Annotated in this window: 13 protein-coding genes; 10 read left to right on the top strand and 3 right to left on the bottom strand. The window is 73.4% G+C overall.

Annotated elements, in window-relative coordinates:
- Window positions 1-8 precede the first annotated feature (8 nt).
- Window positions 9-1382: a class I SAM-dependent methyltransferase gene (locus LCD31_RS11035; RefSeq protein ID WP_224957769.1), complete on the bottom strand. Its 1374-nt coding sequence runs from the start codon at window positions 1380-1382 to the stop codon at window positions 9-11.
- A gap of 676 nt (window positions 1383-2058) precedes the next feature.
- On the opposite strand from LCD31_RS11035, the gene LCD31_RS11030 reads away from it, so the two are divergent.
- Both LCD31_RS11030 and LCD31_RS11025 read left to right on the top strand, forming a co-directional pair.
- Complete coding sequence (locus LCD31_RS11030) at window positions 2059-2325, top strand: acyl carrier protein (protein WP_224957767.1); 267 nt, start codon at window positions 2059-2061, stop codon at window positions 2323-2325.
- A gap of 235 nt (window positions 2326-2560) precedes the next feature.
- Window positions 2561-4792, top strand: a complete 2232-nt coding sequence (locus tag LCD31_RS11025; protein ID WP_224957766.1) for a germacradienol/geosmin synthase — start codon at window positions 2561-2563, stop codon at window positions 4790-4792.
- A gap of 261 nt (window positions 4793-5053) precedes the next feature.
- On the opposite strand, the gene LCD31_RS11020 is transcribed toward LCD31_RS11025, so the two are convergent.
- Entirely contained in the window at window positions 5054-6286 is a 1233-nt protein-coding gene (locus tag LCD31_RS11020; RefSeq protein ID WP_224957764.1) for a sodium:proton exchanger, read from the bottom strand.
- Window positions 6287-6833: 547 nt separating this feature from the next.
- Here LCD31_RS11020 and LCD31_RS11015 point away from each other — a divergent pair.
- A complete protein-coding gene (locus tag LCD31_RS11015; protein ID WP_224957762.1) occupies window positions 6834-7598 on the top strand; it encodes a class II glutamine amidotransferase in 765 nt (254 codons plus the stop codon).
- Window positions 7599-7888: 290 nt separating this feature from the next.
- Window positions 7889-9505, top strand: a complete 1617-nt coding sequence (locus LCD31_RS11010) for an APC family permease (RefSeq protein WP_224957760.1) — start codon at window positions 7889-7891, stop codon at window positions 9503-9505.
- A gap of 72 nt (window positions 9506-9577) precedes the next feature.
- Here LCD31_RS11010 and LCD31_RS11005 read toward each other — a convergent pair whose 3' ends face one another.
- Window positions 9578-10249: a GntR family transcriptional regulator gene (locus tag LCD31_RS11005; RefSeq protein ID WP_224957758.1), complete on the bottom strand. Its 672-nt coding sequence runs from the start codon at window positions 10247-10249 to the stop codon at window positions 9578-9580.
- Window positions 10250-10347: 98 nt separating this feature from the next.
- On the opposite strand from LCD31_RS11005, the gene LCD31_RS11000 reads away from it, so the two are divergent.
- The 6 genes from LCD31_RS11000 to LCD31_RS10980 all read left to right on the top strand — a co-directional run bounded on the left by LCD31_RS11000 (window position 10348) and on the right by LCD31_RS10980 (window position 16182).
- Window positions 10348-11253, top strand: a complete 906-nt coding sequence (locus tag LCD31_RS11000) for a rhodanese-like domain-containing protein (RefSeq protein ID WP_224957756.1) — start codon at window positions 10348-10350, stop codon at window positions 11251-11253.
- 86 nt (window positions 11254-11339) lie between these two features.
- Window positions 11340-12179: a hydroxyethylthiazole kinase gene (gene thiM / locus LCD31_RS10995; RefSeq protein ID WP_224957754.1), complete on the top strand. Its 840-nt coding sequence runs from the start codon at window positions 11340-11342 to the stop codon at window positions 12177-12179.
- The gene (locus tag LCD31_RS10990) at window positions 12176-13288 is read left to right on the top strand and encodes an LLM class flavin-dependent oxidoreductase (RefSeq protein WP_224957753.1); all 1113 of its coding nucleotides are present in this window, start codon (window positions 12176-12178) and stop codon (window positions 13286-13288) included. Before thiM ends, LCD31_RS10990 begins: the two co-directional genes overlap by 4 nt.
- Window positions 13289-13443: 155 nt before the next feature.
- Window positions 13444-13533, top strand: a complete 90-nt coding sequence (locus tag LCD31_RS29740; protein WP_344928209.1) for a putative leader peptide — start codon at window positions 13444-13446, stop codon at window positions 13531-13533.
- 55 nt (window positions 13534-13588) lie between these two features.
- Entirely contained in the window at window positions 13589-14821 is a 1233-nt protein-coding gene (locus LCD31_RS10985) for an LLM class flavin-dependent oxidoreductase (RefSeq protein ID WP_224957752.1), read from the top strand.
- The gene (locus LCD31_RS10980; protein WP_224957751.1) at window positions 14818-16182 is read left to right on the top strand and encodes an NtaA/DmoA family FMN-dependent monooxygenase; all 1365 of its coding nucleotides are present in this window, start codon (window positions 14818-14820) and stop codon (window positions 16180-16182) included. The genes LCD31_RS10985 and LCD31_RS10980 overlap by 4 nt, the downstream gene beginning before the upstream one ends.
- Window positions 16183-16294: the final 112 nt, after the last annotated feature.

Here is a 16294-nt window from a genome sequence, read left to right as displayed (position 1 = left end):
GCTAGCCATCACGCTCGTTTTCTGGTGGTGAGGAAGAGGAAGGTGCCCGGGCCGCTGGAGTCGACCACGTCCAGGCCCGCTTCGTCGAAGGCCACCGCCAGTTCTTCCGGTTCGAAGGAGCGCAGGCCGAATACCCGTTCGTGGCAGCGCTGGAAGTGGCGTTGGAACGAGCGGGCGCCGCGCCGGTAGGTGGTGGCGGTGAACGTCCCCGCCGGGTGCAGGCAGCGGGAGACCTCGGCGATCACCCGGCGCGGTTCCGGCAGCACGTGCAGCGCGTCGGAGCAGTTCGCGGCGCCGAGGAACCCGTCGGGGAACGGCAGGGCGCGGGCGTCGCCCTCGGTGAACAGCACCCCGGGCACCGCGAACCGCGCGACCTCCAGCACCGCCGCCGCCGAGTCCAGGCCGAGGACGCGTTCCGGGCCGACCTGTTCGGCCAGAACCCGGGTCCAGCGGCCCGCGCCGCACGCCACGTCGAGCACCGGGCCCGGCGCGGGACGCAGGTTGCGCCGCAGGTAGGCGTCCTCGTCGCGGACCGACACGGTCCCGCCCCAGTTGGCGCCGGGCACCGTGGCGGATGCGGGGCGCAGCAGTTCGGCGTGGCGTCCCGCCGTCGAGTCGTGCTCCAGCAGGCGCCGGTACGCGCCGGGCCGGACGGTGCCGGTGAACTCGGGGGGATCGGGCAGCTCCGGCCAGCCGATCTCCTGCTGCACCTGGTGTTCCGCGCGGGCGCCCTGGTACGCGAGCAGCGCCGCGGTCTCCGCGTCCCACAGGTCCGCGAGTTCCGTCCCGGTCCGCGCGGGACCGGGGCTCGGCGAGAGCCGCGCCCAGAACTCCGGGGACGGCCACGCGCGCCCGATCCCGGCGGCGCAGGCGGGATCGTCGAGGTCCGGCACGGTCAGGCAGCGCCGGACGCGCGCCAGTTCGTGCTCGTCGGCGACGCGCGCCACCACCGGCAGGATCCGGTCCCGGTGCGCCGGGAAGTGCGCCAGCAGGTAGAGGACCGCGGTGCGCAGGCACTGCTCGGTGTCCGGGCGTTCCAGCAGCCGCAGCGGTGCGGCGAGACGTTCGGTGAACACGTCCCTGATCTGACCGGGCAGGTAGGAGCGGGTCGCGTCCTCCCCGGCGAGCAACCCCAGCAGCAGCGCCACCCGCGGCCGGTTGGGGTGCGGCGGTCCGGTGAGGACCTCCATCGGCCCGATCAGGTCGGCGGGCCCGACGGCGGCCGGGTCGAGCAGCTGGCGGGCGAGCCGGGTGAAGGCCGCATCGGCCGTGTCCCGGTCCGGGTGCGCCAGCGCGGCCCGCAGGCCGCCCCAGCCCTGCCCGGGTTCCACACCGCCTCGGCCGGGGATCCGCTGGAGTTCCGGTTGCTCTTGAGCACGCATCGACTCGACTCCTTCGCTGTTCCACCGCTGCTCCCACCGACGCCGGAGCGGCCGGACCGGAGGGAGTCCGGGGCGCGGCGCCGGCGCGTTCGAGGAGCGATCAGTGACCCCGGTCCCGGGGTGGGATCGCGGTTGTTCCGGCAGCGGGCGCGTCGTTGCGCCGGCTCGCGGTCGGCGGAGATCCGCTCGATCGACCGCGGGGCCCGGACCTCCTCGGCCGGGGACGGCCCCGGCGGAGGGGATGGGTCGGGATCGATCCATCATGGACGAGCGGGACCTGCGGTGACGACCACCGAAAGCGTTTTCCTGCGTCCCCGCGTCGAGTGATCACCGGCTTGTTCGCGATCACCGACGGTCGATCGGGGTGGGCGACGCCGCCCCGCGAGCGCGGTGCACCTCCCTCCAACGGGTAGCCGTCGCGGATCTTCCTTGCCCGGCGCAGGAGGGCGCTGCCATGCGCGGCCGCGCCTGCCGGCGGTCGATCGCCGGCGCGCGCCGGTCGTCCCGATCCACGGACCTGAACCGCGGTCCGGCCGCGCGGCTTTTCCCGCGCCGCAACGCATTCCCGCCCCCGGCGCGACGGCGCGCGGGCGCCCCCGCACTCCCCCGCACCCGCGGAGATCCAGGAGAAGACGATGCGCATCCCGCTGTGCACGGCCGCGGCTCCGGTGACCCGATGAGCGGCGAAGACCTGGCCCGCGCCCAGGCGATCCTGAGCGACCTCTGCTTCGCCCCGTCCGCCCGCCACCCGGAGGACCGGATCCGCGACCACCTCGAACTCGACCCGATCGAGATCGCCGAGCTGGAGCTGCAGCTGCGCAGCAGGCACCACGTCCACCTCGACCTGTGGGAGGTCTACGACCACACCCTCGCCGAGCTCGCCGCCCGGCTGGCCAGGTGCACCGCACCACCGACCGGTCCCGCGCCGGAGGCCGACCGCTGAACCGCCACCCGATCAGACCAAGCACCTGACGGTGCGCGACGAATCCCGGGCCGGTTCCTTGGGCCGGGCGGGTGAGGCGTTCCCTCTCGATCGAGTGCACCTACCGGCGCGATCTTGGCCCGCTGATCGAAACCTGGTTGCCTGCTCCACCGGGACCACTCCCCTGGGCCGGACGGCGCATCCGACGGCCCCAGCCGACCACCGCCGCCCCGGCGGAGTAAGGACAGGTGCGCACGTGCAACCGTTCCAGCTGCCCGAGTTCTACGTGGCTCACCCGGCGAGGCTGAACCCGCACCTGGAGCGCGCCCGCCGCCACACCAAGGAATGGGCCTACCAGCAGGACATGATCGACGTCCCGCAGCAGGGCATCCCGATCTGGGACGAGCAGGACTTCGACGCGCACGACTACGCGCTGCTGTGCGCCTACACCCACCCCGACGCGCCCGGACCCGAGCTGGACCTGGTGACCGACTGGTACGTGTGGGTCTTCTACTTCGACGACCACTTCCTGGAGCTCTACAAACGCACCCACGACATGGCCGCCGCCCAGGAGCACCTGGACCGGCTCGCGCTGTTCATGCCGATCGAAGGTCCCATCACCGAGACCCCGCGCAACCCGGTCGAGGGCGGCCTGGCCGACCTGTGGAACCGGACCGTGCCCGCCCGGTCGGCGGATTGGCGGCGCCGGTTCGTGGAGAGCACCCGCAACCTGCTCGACGAATCGCTGTGGGAACTGCACAACATCAACCGCGGCCGGCTGTCCAACCCCATCGAGTACGTCGAGATGCGGCGCAAGGTCGGCGGCGCCCCCTGGTCGGCGAACCTGGTGGAGCACGCGGTGAACGCCGAGGTGCCCGCGGAGATCGCCGCGACCCGGCCGATGGAGGTGCTGCGCGACACGTTCTCCGACGCGGTGCACCTGCGCAACGACCTGTTCTCCTACGAGCGGGAAGTGCTCGACGAGGGCGAGCTGTCCAACGGGGTGCTCGTGTTCGAGCGGTTCCTCGACTGCTCCACCCAGGACGCCGCCGATGCGGTGAACGACCTGCTGACCTCGCGGCTGCACCAGTTCGAGCACACCGCGCTCACCGAGGTGCCCGCCCTGTTCGAGGAGCACCAGGTCGATCCGGCCGCGCGCGCCGGGGTGTTCGCCTACGTGAAGGGCCTGCAGGACTGGCAGTCCGGCGGGCACGAGTGGCACCTGCGCTCCAGCCGCTACATGAACGGCGAGACCCGCGACGACCCGATCCCGGCGAACGGGCTGTCCGGGCCGACGGGGCTCGGCACCTCCGCCGCGCACATCGCCACCTCGCTGCTGCGCACCGCACCGCAGCGCGCCCGGTCATTCCGGCACCAGCCGTACCAGCCGGTGGGCCCGGTCCCCCGCCAGGCGATGGACATGCCGTTCACCGCGAAGTCCAGCCCGCACCTGGACCACGCCCGCGAGCACACCGTGGAGTGGGCGCACCGGATGGGCCTGCTGGAGGGTTCGGTGTGGACCGAGCAGCTGATCCGGGACTTCGACCTGGCCCTGTGCGCCTCCGGCATCCACCCGGACGCCAGCGCCGAGCAGCTGGAGCTCAGCACCGACTGGCTGGCGTGGGGCACCTACGGCGACGACTTCTACCCGGTGGTGTTCGGCCGGACCGGCGACTACGCCTCGGCGAAGGCGTGCACCGAGCGGCTGCCGCTGTTCATGCCGGTCGAGGACGAGCCGGTGCCGGAACCGGCGAACGCGCTGGAGGTGTCGCTGCTCGACCTGTGGCGGCGCACCACCGCGCCGATGAGCACCGACGCGCGCCGCACGTTCCGCCGCACCATCGTGGTGATGATCGACAGCTGGCTGTGGGAGCTGGGCAACCAGCTGCAGAACCGGATCCCCGACCCGGTGGACTACATCGAGATGCGGCGCCGCACGTTCGGCTCGGACCTGACGATGAGCCTGTGCCGGCTCTCGCACGGGAACGTGGTGCCGCCGGAGATCTACCGGACGCGGACGCTGCGGTCCATCGAGAACGCGGCGGCGGACTACGCGTGCCTGCTCAACGATGTGTTCTCGTACCAGAAGGAGATCGAGTACGAGGGCGAGCTGCACAACTGCATCCTGGTGGTGCAGAACTTCCTGGACTGCGACAAGGACCGCGCGGTGCGGGTCGTGGTCGACCTGATGAACGCGCGGATGAGCCAGTTCCAGCACGTCGTGGCCGAGGAGCTGCCCGCGCTGTTCGAGCAGTTCGACCTGGACGACGCGGCCCGCGAAGTGCTGCTCGGCTACGTGGAGGAGCTGCGGAACTGGCTGTCCGGAATCCTGGTGTGGCACGACGGCTGCTACCGCTACCAGGAGTCGGCGCTGCGCAGGCAGCCCGCCGCGGCGCCGGTCGTGGCGACCGCGGTGCTGGGCGGTCCGACCGGGATCGGCACCTCGGCGGCCCGCATCGCGGAGACTCTGCGTGCCGGGGTGAGTTGATCCCGTTTCGTAGGACTCGGGTGGCGGAACCTCAGCGGTTTCCTCGCTGCGGGATCGTTTTCACCGGTGGCTCCGCCACAGGAGAAAACGCTGTCCTCGCGAGGGAACCGCTGAGAACCCGCGGCTGGTCACCTTGCTCTGGTGGTCGCTGCTCAGCGGCTGCGCCGCTGACAAGACACTGCAGGACCTGCGGCCTGGTTTCGACGACTGCGGTTCGGAGCCGCCCGTTCGGCCTCGGGGGCGGGCGGGCCGCTCCGTCCGTCAGGTGGCGGTGGTGATGGGCTGCGGGGTTTCCTCGTCATCTGTGCTGCGCCGGAACGGGGCCGCGAGGGTCGGCAGGACGTGGTGCCGGTTGCGGATCAGCGCGGCGATGGCGAGCACCGCGTACACCGCGCACAACACGTAGCGCGCCGTCTGACCGGGCAGCGCGAACTGGGCGGCGAACAGTCCCAGCAGCGTCCACGCGGCCCAGCGGGGGAACCGCAGCGCCAGCAGCGCGGCCACGCCCAGCAGCGTCTGGGTGGCGGTGAGCAGGAACTCCTCGACCTGCCGGGCGTCCAGGTGCAGCGCCGTTCCCCCGCCACCGGCGAGGTAGGCCAACGGGAGGCTGCCGACGAGCAGCGTCCACTGGTTCACCTTGCTGGAGATGAGGGTGCCGATCGCGTCGTCGCCCTTGCCGCGGACCGCGAACAGGATCGCCACGATGAACTCCGGCGCCTCCGAGGCCAGCGGCGCCAGCCACTGCACCAGCAGGAACCGGTCGATGCCGAGCTCCGTGCCCGCGGCGATCAGGTTGTGCGCGAACGGTTCCGCGCAGGCGAGGATGACCGCGGCGGCGAAGACGAACAGCAGCACCACCAGCGTGCGGCGCGGCCGCTTCGGCAGCCGCCCGATAGTGGCGGCCGGGCCGACCAGGTCCGGCTCCTCGGCTTCCGCGCGGGAGACCTTCCACAGGTAGAACGCGAAGAACCCGAGCAGCGCGAAGCCCAGCAGCAGCGAGATCTGCCCGGTGGCGGGCACGACGAACGCGACGACCGAGGCGATGGCCAGGAACCCGAGTTCCACCCGGTACGGCGAGTCCAGGGTCAGCTCGCGCACCGTGGCGCCGGTCCGCCTCTTCGCGACGGCGAGCCCGATCAGCACCACCGAGGACCAGCCGAGACCGAGCAGCAACCGGTTCGAGCCGGTCATGTTCGCGGCCGCGTAGGCGACGTACTCGGGGTTCGACCCGGCGGTGTAGGCGAAATACAGGTCGACGGCGTACTCGGGAAGCACGGCGATCACGGCGAGGATCGCGATCGCCAGGCCACCGGAGATGTCGACCTGCGCGGCCTCGGCGGCCCAGGCGAGCACGAACGAGGCGGCGACGACGGCCATGCCGAACAGCAGCAGCCCGAGCAGCGGCGCCGGATCCGCTCCGGTGGCGCGCACGACGAGCGCGGGCGCGGTGAGCGCGACGCACAGCCCGATCGGGCGCAGCAGCTTGACGAACACGGGGAGGGTTCCTTCCTGGGCGGTGGCGCCTCGCCGTGACGTCCAGGGGGTCTCGGCCAAGCGGTGCGACGGCTGGCCGAAGGTCTCGCCCACCCGGCCTGGACCGGGCGCCGCCGCCGGAGAACGCGGGGTTCTCAGCATGTCGACGGCGGGCTTGCGGGCTACTCCCCTTCGGAACGAACACGAGGCTGTCACCTGCGGCGATGTCGCCACAACCGATGATCGGAACGCCCCCGCGGCGAGATTTCCACCGCCCCGCACCGGATTCGCGCCGTCGGTGCGCCGAAACCCGCCGCGCGGCGCACCGCAGGACCGGGCGTGCCCAGCGGCGGCAGGCGGGTGGCACCCCCCGGGAGCGCCGGGCGGCCACGCCTGGGCGCCTCCGATGCGCGGTCGGTGGCGTGACCACGCTCACGCCGGGCCGTGCGGCGCACCGCACGGCGACCGGTGATCGGCGAATGGCGTAGTTTCACTCCCAGGAGACGGGATTCCCGGTGAGGGATTTCCCGACGCCCACCCCCGCCCGTTCCGCCCCCAGGGAGTAGCCATGTGCCGTTTGCTCGGTGTCGTCGCCCGCGAGCCCGCGGCGCTCGGCGACCTGCTGGCGGAGGAAATCCCTGAATTCCTGGCCTTGTCGCGGGAACACGCGGACGGCTGGGGAATCGCGTCCTGGGCGGGCGACGAGGCGGCGGTGGTGCGCGACGTCGCGGCCGCCCACGACTCGGCCCGGTTCGCGGCGGCGACGCGCACCGAACTGGATTCGGGACTGCTGCACATCCGGCTCGCCAGCTCGGGCTCCCCGGTGGCGCCGCAGAACACGCACCCGTTCGTCGGGCCGGGAATCGCCTTCGCGCACAACGGTTTCTTCGCTCCGAGGGACGCGCTGGACGCGGTGATCCCGGCGGAGCTGCTGGCCACCGCGGCGGGGAACACCGATTCGGAGCGCTACTTCCTGCTGCTGCGCGCGCTGCTGCGCGAGCACGACCCGGCGACGGCGATCTCGCTGGCGGCCGCGCGGATCCGGGCTCGTGCCACCGAATTCGCGAGCCTGAACTGCCTGCTGCTGACCGAGGAAGCGCTGTACGCGTACTCCGAGGAGGACCCGCGGTCGGAGGTGAGCAAGCGCCGCGGCCCGGACTTCTTCCGGCTGCGCTACCACGCGACCGCGGACCGGGTCGTGGTCGGCTCCAGCGGGCTGCCGACCGCGGAAGCGGAGTGGTCGTTGCTGCCCTACCGCCAGGTCCTGGAGATCCACCGGAGCGACCTGCGGGTGACGATCCACCCCGCGGACCCGGCCGCCACCGCGGCCTGATCCGCCCGGTTCGCCCGGGTTCCGGACGCCGGGCCTCCCGCGCCCGGATCATCCCTTCCCACGATGTGGTACGCGCTGGACCACCGCGGCCAGCGCGTTCCGCGCGCCGATTTCGGGGCGCCAAGCGGCTTTTGCGGCTCTCCGCCCGCTCGGGTACAAACGATCACGCACTCGATCAGGAAGTGCTCGCCCGCGGGCATCGCCGCCGCGGGCCGATTCCCCGTGACGCGCCCCGCCCTCCGGGTGCCCGCGCGCGTCCACCGCTGACCCCCGGGAAGCCGAGAAACACCATGAACAGCCCAGCACCACCCGCCGACACCACGTCCACATCGGACGGTTCGGCGAACACTCCCCGCCTGCGCAAGGAACTCGGCTTCTGGAGCCTGACCGCGATCGGGTTCAGCGGCATCATGGGCTCCGGCTGGTTGTTCGGCGCCCAGTACGCCGCCCAGGCGGCCGGTCCCGCCTCGCTGCTGTCCTGGCTGGTCGGCGGCGCGGCCTTCACCCTCATCGCGCTGGTGCTCATCGAACTCGGCGCGAGCCGGCCGGTGGCGGGCGGCATCGTGCGGTGGCCGTTCCTGTCCAACGGGCCGCTGACCGCCGGGATCGTCGGCTGGTCGGTGCTGCTGGCCACCAGCAGCGCCACCGCGGCCGAAGCCTCCGCGATCACCCAGTACGCCAGCCACTACCTGCCGTGGCTCTACGAGGACGGCGCGCTGACCGCCCCCGGCCTGGTGCTCTCCGCCGGGCTGCTGGCGCTGGTGATGCTGCTGAACTGGTTCGGCGTCCGGTTGTTCGCGCGGGTCAACTTCGTGCTCACCGCCATCAAGTTCGGCGTTCCGGTGATCACGCTGGCCGCGCTGCTGGCCTCCGGGTTCTCCCAGGGCGGCGATCCGGTCGCCGCGGGCGGCGGGTTCGCGCCGTACGGCTGGACGGCGGCGCTGAGCGCGGTCGCCACGGCCGGGATCATCTACACCATCAACGGTTTCGCACCGACGATCGACCTGGCCGCCGAGGCCCGCGACCCGCGCCGGGACATCCCGCGCGCGGTGCTCACCGCGATCGGCCTGGCGGTGCTGCTGTACCTGGGCCTGCAGGTGGCGTTCCTGTACGCGGTGCCGGAGAGCGCGCTCGCCGGCGGCTGGCACGGCATCGACTTCAGCTCCCCGTTCGGCGAGCTCGCGCTGCTGCTGAACCTGGGCTGGCTGGCCGCGCTGCTCTACGCCGATGCCGTGATCTCCCCCGGCGGGGCGCTGCTGGTGGGCATCGCGGGCAACAGCCGCGTCACCTACGCGATGGCGCGCAACGGCGCGCTGCCGAAGCGGGTCACCGAGGTGCACGCCGGGTCCGGGGTGCCGCGCGCGGCGCTGCTGGTCAACTTCACGCTGGCGCTGATCCTGCTCGCCCCGTTCGACGGCTGGCAGGACATCATCGGTGTGGCGGGCAACCTGTTCCTGCTGAACTACTCGGTGGCCGCGGTGTCGGCGGCCGCGTTCCGCCGGGCCCGCCCGGACGCGGTGTCCGGCTGGGTGCCGGGGATGCGCTGGATCACGCCGCTGAGCTTCGTGGTCTCCGCCGAGATCATCTACTGGTCGCAGTGGGAGAAGCTGAGCGTGGTGCTGCCGCTGGCGGTGCTCGCGGTGCCGCTGTTCGCGCTGATCACCAAGTACCGCGGGGTGTTCTTCGCGCAGCTGCGGCAGAGCGCGTGGCTGGTCACGTACCTGGTGGTGCTGTTCGCGATCTCGGCGCTGGGCGGTTTCGGCGGTACCGAGCTGATCCCGGCACCGCTGGACAGCGCGCTGGTCGCCGTCGTCGCGCTGCTGATCTACTTCTGGGGCGCGCGCTCCGGTGAGCGGCACCTGGCGAACTCCGCCGTCGACACCGACGAGCAGGAGACCACCGACTGATCGGCCGCGGCGGGACACCGCCGCGCACCGGAACGGCCCGCGGCGCACCACGCACCGCGGGCCGTCCCGCGTTCAGCCCTCCAGGGTGAGGCGGATGCGCTGCTCCAGGCTGCGCTGCAGGTGCGCCCGCATCGCGGCGCGGGCGTCGTCCGGAGACCGGTCGCGCAGTGCGCGCAGGATCCGCTCGTGCTCGGTGTTGAGCGTGTCGAAGTCGCCGTAGGCGCGCGGCGGCCCGCTGTCGTAGATCCGCAGCTGGGCGGTGAGCTTGACCAGCAGCCCGGTGATGGTGGCGTTGTGCCCGGCCTCCCACAACGCCTCGTGGAACCGGAAGTTCCCGGCGCGCACCTCGTCGTCCGCGGCGGAGCCGCAGCACTGCCGGTGGTGGTGTTCCAGGCGGGCGATGTCCAGGTCGGTGTGGCGCAGCGCGGCGGTGGCGGCGGCCTCGGATTCGAGGGCGAGCCGCGCTTCGTAGATCTCCACCACGTCTTCCGGGCGCCCGGCCCGAACTCGGTAGCCGCGTACCGCGCGTTCCAGCAGGCCGTCGTGTTCGAGCAGCGCGAGCGCTTCGCGGATCGGGGTGCGGGAGGCGCCGTACTCCGCGCTGAGCGCGGTCTCCATCAGCACCGCACCGGCGGGGAACGCGCCGTCGAGCACGTCCTGCCGGAGCCGCCAGTACTGCCGCGCCGCCTGGTCGAAACCCTCCTCGGTCCCGTCCGGCTTCTTCCGGTTCGCGCTCGCGGCCATTCGACTTCCTTCGTCCCGCACGTCCATCCGATCCCGCTCAGCCTATGCCACCCGTGTGTATGCTCGCGTATACGTACGTCGACGGAAAGAGGGATCTCGTGCCGGACCGCGGGGAAGTGCTGGTCGGGGCGCAGCAGCTCGCCGCGGAGCTCGCCGCGCGCCCCGATGAGCTGTTCGTCGCCGACGTGACCGTCGCGATGGCGAGCCCGCGCCACGACGGCGACTACCGCGCCGAGTCCGGCCGGGCGGGCTGGGAACGGGCTCGCATCCCGGGTTCCGCGCACCTCGACCTGCGCACCCGGTTCGCCGACCCGGCCGCCGGATTCCACTTCGGACGGACGAGCCCGGCGGAGGTCCGGGCGGAACTCGCGCGGTGCGGCGTCGGCCCCGGCACGTCGGTGGTGCTGCACGACGACGGGCGGATGCAGTGGGCGGCCCGCGCCTGGTGGATGCTGCGCGGCGCCGGGGTGCGCGCCCGGGTCCTCGACGGCGGACTGCCGGCCTGGCTGCGGCTTCCCGGCGCGCCCGTCGAGCGGGGCGCGCCGGTGCGCGAGCACGCAGCCGCCCCCGCGGAACCCGACGCGGAACCCGACGCGGAGCCGGTACCGGAAGCGTGGGCGGACCGGGACGAGGTGCTGGCCATCAGCACCGGCGCGCGGCCGGGCACGTTGCTCTGCGCACTGTCCCCCGAGCACTTCGCGGGCACCGTCCCCACCCGCTACCGCCGTCGCGGGCACATTCCGAACAGCCGGAACCTGCCCGCGGCCGGGTTCCTCGACGCCGACGGCACCGTCGCCGCCCCCGCGCGGCTGGCCGAACGACTGGGTCCCGCGCTCGCCGGCGCCGCCGAGCCGATCGTCGTGTACTGCGGCGGCGGCGTCTCCGCGTGCCTGAGCGCGCTGGCGTTGACCCTCGACGGGTACGACTCGGTGCGGGTCTACGACGGGTCGCTGGAGGAGTGGACGGCCGACCCGTCGCTGCCGGTGACGAGGTCCGGCACGTGAGCGCGCCCGCGCGGCGATGTCCGGGCCACCGCCCGCACCCGGCCACCGCCCCGCACCCAGCCACCACCTCGACGAGGACCGAACCCATGACCCACCCCTTCCCGGACGCCACCGCGGCCGCCGACACCTTGGCGTTGCTGCGCGAACGCACCCCGCTGGTGCAGTCGCTGACGAACCTGGTGTCGGCGAACCTGCTCACCAACGTGCTGCTCGCCGCGGGCGCCACCAACGCCGTCATCGACAACCCGCACGAGGCGGGCGGGTTCGCCCGGGTCGCCGACGCGGTCCTGATCAACCTGGGCACCCCGCACGACGAGCAGGCCGCCGCGTTCACCGCCGCCGCCGAGTCCGCGCGCGCCGCCGGTCACCCGTGGGTGCTGGACCCGGTGGGCGTCGGCGGGCTCCCGTGGCGCACCGAGCTCGCGGGCGGCCTGCTGGCCCACCACCCGACCGCGATCCGCGGCAACGCCTCCGAGATCACCGCGCTGGCCGGGACGGCCGCTTCCGGGCGCGGGGTGGACAGCGCCTCCGACGCGGCCGAGTCGGTGCCCGCCGCGCGTGCGCTGCTGGCGAGCACCGACGTGGTGTCGGCCTCCGGGCCCGTCGACCACATCACCGGGCGCACCGCGACCGGCGAGATCACCACCGTCCGGGTGCACGGCGGCAGCGCGCTGCTGCCGAAGGTCACCGCCACCGGATGCTCCCTCGGCGCTCTCAGCGCCGCCTACCTCGCCGTGGCCCCCGACCCGCTCACCGCGCTGGTCGCCGCGCACGCGCACTTCGCGGTCGCCGCCGAACGCGCCGAACCGCGCAGCGGCGGACCGGGCACGTTCGTGCCCGCGTTCCTCGACGCGCTCGCCGCGGTGGAACCCGCGGACCTGCGCGCCGGTGCGCGCATCGACCTCGCGCCGACCGGGCGGCGATGACCGTGGGCATCCGGACGCTGTGGTACCTCACCCCCGCCGACGGGCGGTACCCGTGGAGCCCGGGCGGGCTGCACCCGTTCGACGCGGACCGCTACGCGGAACTGGCTCGCACCATCGACCGCGGCGGGTTCCACGGGGCGCTGGTGGCGACCTGGCCGAACGACCCGTTCGTCTCGGCCGGTTTCGCCGCCGCGCAGACCCGGCGGATGAAGTTCCTCGTCGCCGTCTACGCCCGGATGATCCCGGCGCGGCTGCTGGCCGAGAAGGCGCTCGCCTTCGACGCGTTCAGCGGTGGCCGGTTGCTGATCAACGCGGTGAACGGGCGGGACAACATCCTCGCCCGCTACGACATGGACACCGAGCACGACGAACGCTACGAGCTCGGCCGGGACTACTGGAAGCGGTTCCGGGAGCTCTACGCCGAAGGTGCCGACTCGAACTTCCCGAACACGCCGCTGCGCCTGGAACCCACCCGGCCGGACGGGGTGCCGATCTGGGGCGCGGGTGATTCGGCCGCGGGGCTGGAGAACTCGGGGCACGTGCTCGACACGTACCTGACGATGATGCGCGATCCCGGTTTCCTGCGGGAGAAGTTCGACGCGGCCCGCGCCTCCGCCGCCGCGCAGCGCCGCGACCTGACCGGATTCGGGGCGCTGGCCGGCGTCATCACCCGCCGCACCGGGGCGGAGGCGCTGGAGCGGTTCCGCTCCCTGTTCGAGGAGACCGGCGTCGAGCGGATCACCGAGGTGCTGGACGGGGCCGTGCGCAGGCGCACCCACGGCAGGCAGGACCTCGCCACGTTCACCGCCCGCGACGCGCAGCGGCAGGGCTGGGTGGATTCGCTGCTGGCGGGGCGGATCCCGGAACCGGCGGACCTGGTCATCGGGGACGGGTTGTACGCGGGCATCACCGCCTGGTCGCCGCTGGACATCTTCGCGACCGGTTCGTCGGCGGTGTACTTCGTCGGGACCCCGGACCGGATCGCGGGGGTCGTCTCGGACGTGCGGGAACGCACCGGGCTCACCGACCTGATCCTCGCAGGGTGGCCGCTGGCCGCGGAGGCGGAGGTCGTCGCCGAGCACCTGGTGCCGCGGTTCGCCGAACTCTGACGCCGCAGCGGGACCCACCACCTGCGGTGTCCCGCATCGTGGCCACCCCGGTGCGATCTTGGCGCGACGGGGCGCGGCGAACGTAGAGTTCTCGGTGCGGTCAGCGAGAATCCCGGCTCCGCCCGGCTCGCCACCGCCCGGCGAGGGAGGAACCGATGCGGGACACCGTGCGCGGCCCCGGCTTCCGGGGCGCCCGCCGACGGCACGTGGACCTGCTGCGCGTCGCCAGCGCGGCCTGTCGCTGAACACGCCGCTCGCGTCCCGTCCGCGCCGTTCCCTCCGCAGGAGGTCCGTCCCCGCATGTCCGCACATCCCGAGCACCCGCTGCACCTGGCCGTCGCGCTCGACGGCGCCGGGTGGCATCCCACCGCGTGGCGCGACCCGCAGGCCACGCCGCAAGCGCTGTTCACCCCCGGCTACTGGACCGCGCTGGTCCGGGCCGCCGAACGGGGCCTGTTCGACTTCGCCACGATCGAAGACGCGCTGGGCCTGCAGTCCGACGACCACCTCAGCACCACCGACCGCCGCACCGACCGGGTGCGCGGGCGGCTCGACGCGGAGCTGATCGCGGCGTTCGTGGCACCGCTGACCAGCCGCATCGGCCTGGTTCCGACGATCACCACGACGCACACCGAGCCGTTCCACCTCGCCTCGGCGCTCGCCACGCTCGACCACGACAGCCTCGGCCGCGCCGGGTGGCGGGTGCAGACCTCGGTGCGCTCCGACGAGGCCGCCCACTTCGGTCGCCGCGCCCTGCCGGAGATCCGCCGCGACGCCCTCGGCACCCCGGAGGTCGACGCCGCGGTGGCCGACCTGTTCGAGGAGGCCGGGGACGCCGTCGAAGTGGTCCGCCGGTTGTGGGACAGCTGGGAGGACGGCACCGAGATCCGCGACGCCGCCACCGGCCGGTTCCTGGACCGGGACAAGCTGCACCACGTCGACTTCACCGGCCGGTTCTTCTCGGTGCGCGGGCCGGGGATCGTGCCGCGCCCGCCGCAGGGCCAGCCGCTGGTGGTGGTGCTGGCGCACAGCCGGACCGCCTACGAGCTGGCGGCGCGCTCGGCGGACCTGGTCCTCGTGACGCCGCAGCGGGCGAGCGACGTGCCGCGGATCGTCGCCGAGGTGCGGGCCGCCGAGCAGGCCGTGGGCCGCACCGGCGCCCCGCTGCGCGTCCTCGCCGAGCTGGTGGTCGCGGTGGACGCGGACCCCGCCGCCGCCCGGGAACGGGTGGGGCGGCTCGACGGGCTCGCCGGTGCCCCGCTGCGCTCCGACGCGGCGATCGTCACCGGCTCCCCCGGCGAGCTGGCCGACGTGCTGCTGGAGTGGCGGGCGGCGTCGCCGGAGCTCGACGGGTTCCGGCTGCGGCCCGCGGTGCTGCCCACCGACCTGGACGCGCTGGCCAACGAGCTGGTGCCCGAACTCCAGCGGCGCGGGGTGTTCCGCGGCGAGTACGACTCGGTCAGCCTGCGCGAGCGCTTCGGCTTGGCCCGACCGGCCAGCAGGTACGCGAGCACCCCGGAGGTGGCCCGATGAGCGCGGCCAAGCAGGTGATCCTCGGCGCCTACTTCCCCGGCGTCAACCACGACACCGTGTGGAGCGACCCGGCCTCGGGCAGCCACATCGACTTCGCGTCCTTCGAGCACTGGGCGCGCACCGCCGAGCGCGGCAAGCTGGACCTGCTGTTCCTGGCCGAGGGACTGCGGCTGCGCACTCGCGGCGAGGCGATCTTCGACCAGGACGTGGTGGGGCGGCCGGACACGTTCACCGTGCTGGCCTCGCTGGCGGCGATCACCGAGCACGTGGGGCTGGCCGGGACGATCAACTCGACGTTCAACGAGCCGTACGAGCTGGCCCGCAAGTTCGCCACCCTCGACCTGCTCTCCGGCGGGCGGGCGGCGTGGAACGTGGTGACCAGCTCCGACGCGCCCACCGGGGAGAACTTCCGGCGTGGCGGGTTCCTGCACCCCTCGCAGCGCTACGAGCGGGCCGGCGAGACGCTGGCGGCGACGCGGCGGTTGTGGGACTCGTGGGGCTCGGACGCGGTGGTGGCCGACCAGGACAGCGGCCGGTTCCTGCGCGACGAGCACGTCGGCGACTTCTCGTTCCGCGGCGAGCAGTTCGACATCGCCGGGCGGTTCTCCACGCCGCGCTCCCCGCAAGGGCACCCGGTGGTGCTGCAGGCCGGGGAGTCCCCGGCGGGGCGGGACTTCGCGGCGGCGAACTCGGATGCGATCTTCTCCCGGTACCAGCGGTTCGACGAGGCGCGCGCGTTCTACACCGACGTGAAGGCGCGGGTGCGCAAGGCGGGCCGGGACCCGGACGAGGTGAAGATCCTGCCGTCGGCGGCGATCATCCTCGGCGACACCGAGGCCGACGCCCGCGACCGGCACGCCGACATCCGCAGCCGCCAGGTGGATCCGTTCACGTCGATCGTGCTGGCCGAGATGGTGTGGAACCGGGATCTGTCCGATGTGGACCCGGACGGCCCGGTGCCGGACCTGGAACCCACGCCGGACGCCCCCAAGTGGATCAAGGGCCGAGCGCCGCTGACCCAGGACGCGCACGCCACCGCCGAAGCCTGGCGGGAACTGGGCCGCCGGGAAGGCCTCACGCTGCGCCAGGTGGTGACGAAGGTGTTCGACCGCAACGTCTTCGTCGGCACCCCGGCCTCGGTGGCCGCCGAGATCGACCGCTACGTGCGGGAGGAGGCCGTGGACGGGTTCATCCTCGGATCGCACGTCAGCCCGTCCGGCCTCGACGAGGTGGTGGACCGGGTCGTCCCGCTGCTGCAGGACCGCGGGGTGTTCCGCACCGAGTACACCGGCACGACGTTGCGGGACAACCTCGGGTTGGCACCGGCGTCCCGCTTCGGCGAACCCCGCGCCGCGGGCTGACCGGCCGCGGGGGGGGGCCCCCCCCGCGGGGGGGGGGGGGGGGGGGGGGGGGGGGGGGGGGGGGGGGGTGGGGGCCCGGGGGGGGGGGGCCGGGGGCGCCCGGCGGGGGGGG

This window comes from Saccharopolyspora sp. 6M (genome assembly GCF_020176775.1).
Taxonomy (GTDB): domain Bacteria; phylum Actinomycetota; class Actinomycetes; order Mycobacteriales; family Pseudonocardiaceae; genus Saccharopolyspora_C; species Saccharopolyspora_C gregorii.
This window is presented reverse-complemented; position numbering and strand designations above follow the sequence as displayed.